Annotated in this window: 4 protein-coding genes; all 4 read right to left on the reverse strand. The window is 64.6% G+C overall.

The annotated features are described in order from the left end of the window. Positions 1-836 (reverse strand): 2-oxoglutarate and iron-dependent oxygenase domain-containing protein (locus tag QZY06_RS14185; RefSeq protein ID WP_295685671.1); only part of this gene is annotated, 836 nt, incomplete at its 3' end. A gap of 7 nt (positions 837-843) precedes the next feature. Beyond that, on the reverse strand, positions 844-2,769 hold the full coding sequence (locus tag QZY06_RS14190; protein ID WP_295685672.1) for a solute carrier family 23 protein: 1,926 nt from the start codon (positions 2,767-2,769) through the stop codon (positions 844-846). Then, positions 2,766-3,827: a purine nucleoside permease gene (locus QZY06_RS14195; protein WP_295685674.1), complete on the reverse strand. Its 1,062-nt coding sequence runs from the start codon at positions 3,825-3,827 to the stop codon at positions 2,766-2,768. Before QZY06_RS14195 ends, QZY06_RS14190 begins: the two co-directional genes overlap by 4 nt. Beyond that, a complete protein-coding gene (locus QZY06_RS14200) occupies positions 3,824-4,732 on the reverse strand; it encodes a hypothetical protein (protein WP_295685677.1) in 909 nt (302 codons plus the stop codon). The genes QZY06_RS14195 and QZY06_RS14200 overlap by 4 nt, the downstream gene beginning before the upstream one ends. Positions 4,733-4,873: the final 141 nt, after the last annotated feature.

Here is a 4,873-nt window from a genome sequence, read left to right on the forward strand (position 1 = left end):
CTCGGGATCGCGCTGACCAGCGCCTCCGGATTCGGATCGAGGAAGAAGGCGATCGAATAGCGTTCGGCCGGCGGCGGCAGGACGCGATGCGGAGTCGACATGTAGACGTCGTTCGACCAGCGCATCAGGCAGTCGCCGATATTGCAGACGAAGGCTCCGGGCAGCGCCGGCACGTCGATCCACTCAAGGCTGCCGCGCGGTTGCACCTGCAGGCCGGCGACGCCATCGGTCGCCAGCAAGGTCAGATTGCCGTAATCGGTGTGGGCACCGGCACCGACCTCACCCTCGGTGATGTCGTCCGGCCGCCGGTCCGGGTAACGCAACATTCGCAGCGTGGCCATCGGCTGGTCGATCTTGTCGGCGAAGTGCTGTTCGGGCAACGCGAGATCCAGCGCGAAAGCCCGGTGCAGGTGATGGCCCACGGCCAGCACGGCGTCGAAGTAAGCCTCGGCCGTGTCACGCCAGCCCGGCAGCGAGGGCCACAGGTTCGGGGGCCGCTGCTGGCCGTCGGTCCAGATCAGGTTGTAGGCCTCCTTGAGATCGGGCGCGGCGTGTTCGTCCAGCGCTTCATCGCCGTAACCGGCGTAGCCACGGTTATGGCCGTGCAGCTTCATCGCCAACGCGCGTTTGTCCGCTAGCGGCAGCGCGAAGAAGGCGTGTGCAGCGGCGAACATGGCGCCGATCTGTTCCACTGCGATGCCGTGGCCGGTGACCGCGAAAAAGCCGATGCCGCGGCAAGCGGCACCGATCTCGCTCGCGACCTTGCGGCGGGCTTCGAGATCGCCCGACAGCAGCGGCGCGATGTCGATCAGCGGGACAGAACTTGTGGAATTCATGGAGCGCTCAGGCGTTGCGATAGGCCCGCGCCCTCGCCGTCTGGATCGGGTTGGCGTCGGCGACCAGATCATTGAAGCGGGCGTTGGCGATGCGGGCAATCTCGATCAGGCCGGCGGCGCGTTCAACCGCCACGGCATTGGCCATCCGCGACCATCCTTCGAGCACGGCGCGCTGGTAGCGCTCGATGTCACGCGCGCAGACGATCAGCGGAAAACCGAAGTGGCCGCGGTAGGCCTGCGCCATCTCGTGCACCTCGCGTCGCGCGTCGGCATCGAGGTCACCAGCACCGGCCTCGGCAGGATCGAGCCGATAATCATTGTGAGCATCGGCAGCGCTGCCGAGATCGGCGAAGGAGTTCATCAGCTGCAGCTGCTCCTCGCTGCTGCCGGTGATCAGCGCGTTCTGGAACGCCGCCCGCAGCGCCAGGGTGTCGGCGAACGGCCGCATCGCCCAGGCGCGCTCGAGCACCCAGGGCGTGTTCTCGACCAGCCCGCCGAAGGTCTCCTCGAAAGTTTCCGCATCCATGGAGTTGACGGCATCGAGGCCGATCAGGCCGCCTGGCCTTCCCGCCACCGCGGCCGCCGGGCTGAGGCTGCCGCGGCCGACGTGATTGAACAGCAGGTTGAGCAGGATCGCGGTAATCGCCGCCAGCGTGATGCCGCTGCCGAACACGGTCTGCGCCCAGCCGGGAAACGCGGCGGCCAGATTCGGCTGGGCGGTGACCAGCATGCCGAGCCCGAGGCTGGTGCCGACGATGACGATGTTGCGATGGTCGTTGAAGTCCACCCGCGACAGCGTCTGGATGCCGACCACGGCGACAGCCGCGAACATCGCCAGGGCCGCGCCGCCGAGCACCGGATGCGGGATCGCCGCCACCACGGCCGCCGCCTTCGGCATCGAACCGAGCATCAGCATCACCACACCGGCGGCAACCACGACCCAGCGGCTCTTGATCTGAGTGAGGCGAACCAGGCCGACGTTCTCGGCAAAGCAGGTGTACGGGAACGAGTTGAGGATGCCGCCGAGAAAGGTGGCGGCACCGTCGGCCCGAATGGCGCGGGCGATGTCATCGGGCCGGATACGCCGCTGCACGATCTCGCCGGTGGCATAGACGTCGCCGGTGGTCTCGATCATGGTGATCAGCATGACGATCAGCATCGACAGGATCGCGAACAGATTGAAGGTGGGCAGGCCGAAGTGGAACGGCGTGGTGTAGCCGAAGGCCGGCGCTTGCAGCACGGAATCGAAATGGGCATCGCCGCAGACCCAGGCCAGCAAGGTGCCGGCGACTAGGCCGAGCAGCACCGCGATGGTCGACACGAAGCCGCGGAAGAAGCGCTGAATCGCGACGATCACGGCTAGCGTCGCCAGCCCGTAGAGGACGTTCTTCAAGGCCACCGGGTCCTGCATGCGATGCGGGCCAACGCCGTTGACGACATCGCTGGCGGCCACCGGCAGCAAGGCGATGCCGATGATCAGGATCACCGTGCCGGTCACCGCCGGCGGGAAGTAGCGCAGCAGCCGCGCGAAATGCGGTGCAGCGAAGAAGGTGCAGGCGCCGGCAACGATGACGCTGCCGTAGATCAGCAGCAGACCCGGCACGCCGCCCCCGGCCGACAGGCCGATCGCGATCATCGGGCTGACCGCGGTGAAGGTGACGCCCTGCAGCAGCGGCAGCCGCACACCGACGTTGCCGATGCCGCCCGCCTGCAGGATCGAAGCGATCCCGCAGGTGAACAGATCGGCGTTGATCAAGTGGATCAGCTGTTCGTGGCTCAGGCCCAGCGCGCCGGACAGGATGATCGGAATCAGCACCGCGCCGGCATAGAACGCCAGCACATGCTGGACGCCATACGTCACCAGCTGCGGCAGCGGCAGGACTTCGTCGACCGGATCGACAGCGCCCTCAGCCCTGGCAACCGACCGATTCATTGGGCGGCTGGAACCTTGTCCTTGTAGACATCCCAGTGGGTCACGATCTCATCGACCACTTTAGAGCCGACCTGATAAGCCGCTTCCACCGAAGCGGTCAGCCCCGAATAGCCTTCTTCACCATGCTCGCCAAGCAGGCTTTCGGCCGCCGTGATGCCCGGCGACTGCATCGTGTAGTTGCTGGCCGTGCGCAGCACCATCACCCGGTTCATGTCGACCTTGCCGGTTGGTGACAAGTAAGTCAGCGACTGGAAGCTGCCGGTGTCTTCCATCGCCGAGGACACGAACTCGCCCTTGTCGTCGGTCCAGTATTTGGTCCAGCCGTTGGCCCAGTCGTTGAGCAGCTTGCCGTGCCAGTAGGTCATGCCGGCGAGGTTGTCGCCCTTGAGCACGAACGGCGGCTTCTGGGCATTCGGATAGCCGACATACAGCGCGCGGCGTTTCTGCAGCGCTTCGCTGTCGGCCAGCGGCACATCCTTGGTCAGCTGGTAGGCCCATTCGGTCAGTGCGCCGTTGAGGTGGAAGACCTCGCCTTCGGACGGCGGATGCGGCTTCATGTACGGGCCCTTGCTGCCGCGCGCGAAATAGCCGGTGGGCCAGTCCGCCGGCATTTCACGGGCATCGATCTCATGGGCGAGATCGGCGTCGACCAGATACTCGGCCCAGGCCGCCGAACCCAGCGACGCATCGGCGGGATCGAAACCGGCGATGCCGGCGACCAGCCAGTAGGCATGGGACAGATCGAAGCGCGGATCGAGACCGAGCGCCATCACTGCGGTCGCCGAATTCGCGGTGCCCATGCCAGTGACCATGCCGAGCACGCCGGTCTCAGGATTGAAGAACAGATCGTGGTGATGGGCGAACGGAAACTTCTGGCTCAGCTTCTGGCGTTCATACCAGAGCTGGAACTCGCCGGCGGTATCGCCGCTGTCCTTGCCGATCTCGAACATCGAGACAACGACCACCTTGACCTCGATCGGCGGCGGCGGCTTTTTCGCGCAGCCACCGCAGATCAGCGCCAGCGGCAGTAACAGGCTCAGCAGAGCGCTTTTGTTCATGGCTTTTTCTTCTTTTCGGTAGCCGGCACGCTGGTCATTTCCGGATGGAAACGCAGGGCATCACCGACTCTGGGAACCTCGTCGCCGATGGCAGCGACTTTCGGAATTGCTGCCAGCACGATACGCAGGCTCAGTGGATTGATGCGCGGATAGACGGCCTTGATGGTGTCCCAATCCCAGCTGCCGACGCCTTCGGCCGGGTTCGATATCGATACCAGTGCGGCGTAGTTGATGCCCATCATCCGTGCGTAAGTCATTTCGGTGCCGATGCTCATGGTCACCAGATCAGCGCCCCATTGCCCCATCATCTTCACTTCGCTGGCGGTCTCGAAACGGCCGCCGCGTGACTGGATGACCACGCCGCTTTCATGCAGGCCGATGTCGTCGTAATCGTGGCTGGCGCGAATGGCTTTGCGGGTTTCGTCGATCAGGATCTGCCGCAGCAGCGGATCCATGGCCGGCACATAACGCGGGATCGGGATGGCATCCGGATCTGTGTACGCCTCCTTCGGCATCGCCAGAGGACGGGTGATGTTCATGTCGATGAAATCGTGCGGCACCACGTAGTCGTAGAGCTTCATCGATGGATTGATGCCGCCGGCGGTGGCACCGCCGATCGCATCACGCACTCCGAGCTGCGCCAGCGCCGCCCAGGTTTCGACGTACTTGCCGTCGCCATGCATGTGCACGTAGTAGAACGGCACACCTTCGGTCTCGCCATACCAGATCACCGGCGACAGGCCGACCTTGGTCTTGATCGTGAAGCTGCCTTTGAGAATGCCGCTGGAATTCAGCAGCGCGTCGTTGATGAAGGTGCCGCCAACCAGCGCGACCTTCGCTTTCGGGAAGTCCCCGACTTGCGACTTGGCCTTTGCAGCGAAGGCTTGCGGCATCAAGGCCATCATGGCGAGCACAACGGAAAAAACTCCGGCCCTGAGGCCGGATCGGTAAACGTTCATTTCTTGATCTCGCATCAGCCCTGAGAAAGGCCGGGCATTGCGCCCGGCCTCGGTGCAAGGCTCAGAACCGGTAGGCGACCGTGGCCA

Origin of the sequence: uncultured Nevskia sp., assembly GCF_903885465.1 — a bacterium.
Classification (GTDB): domain Bacteria; phylum Pseudomonadota; class Gammaproteobacteria; order Nevskiales; family Nevskiaceae; genus Nevskia.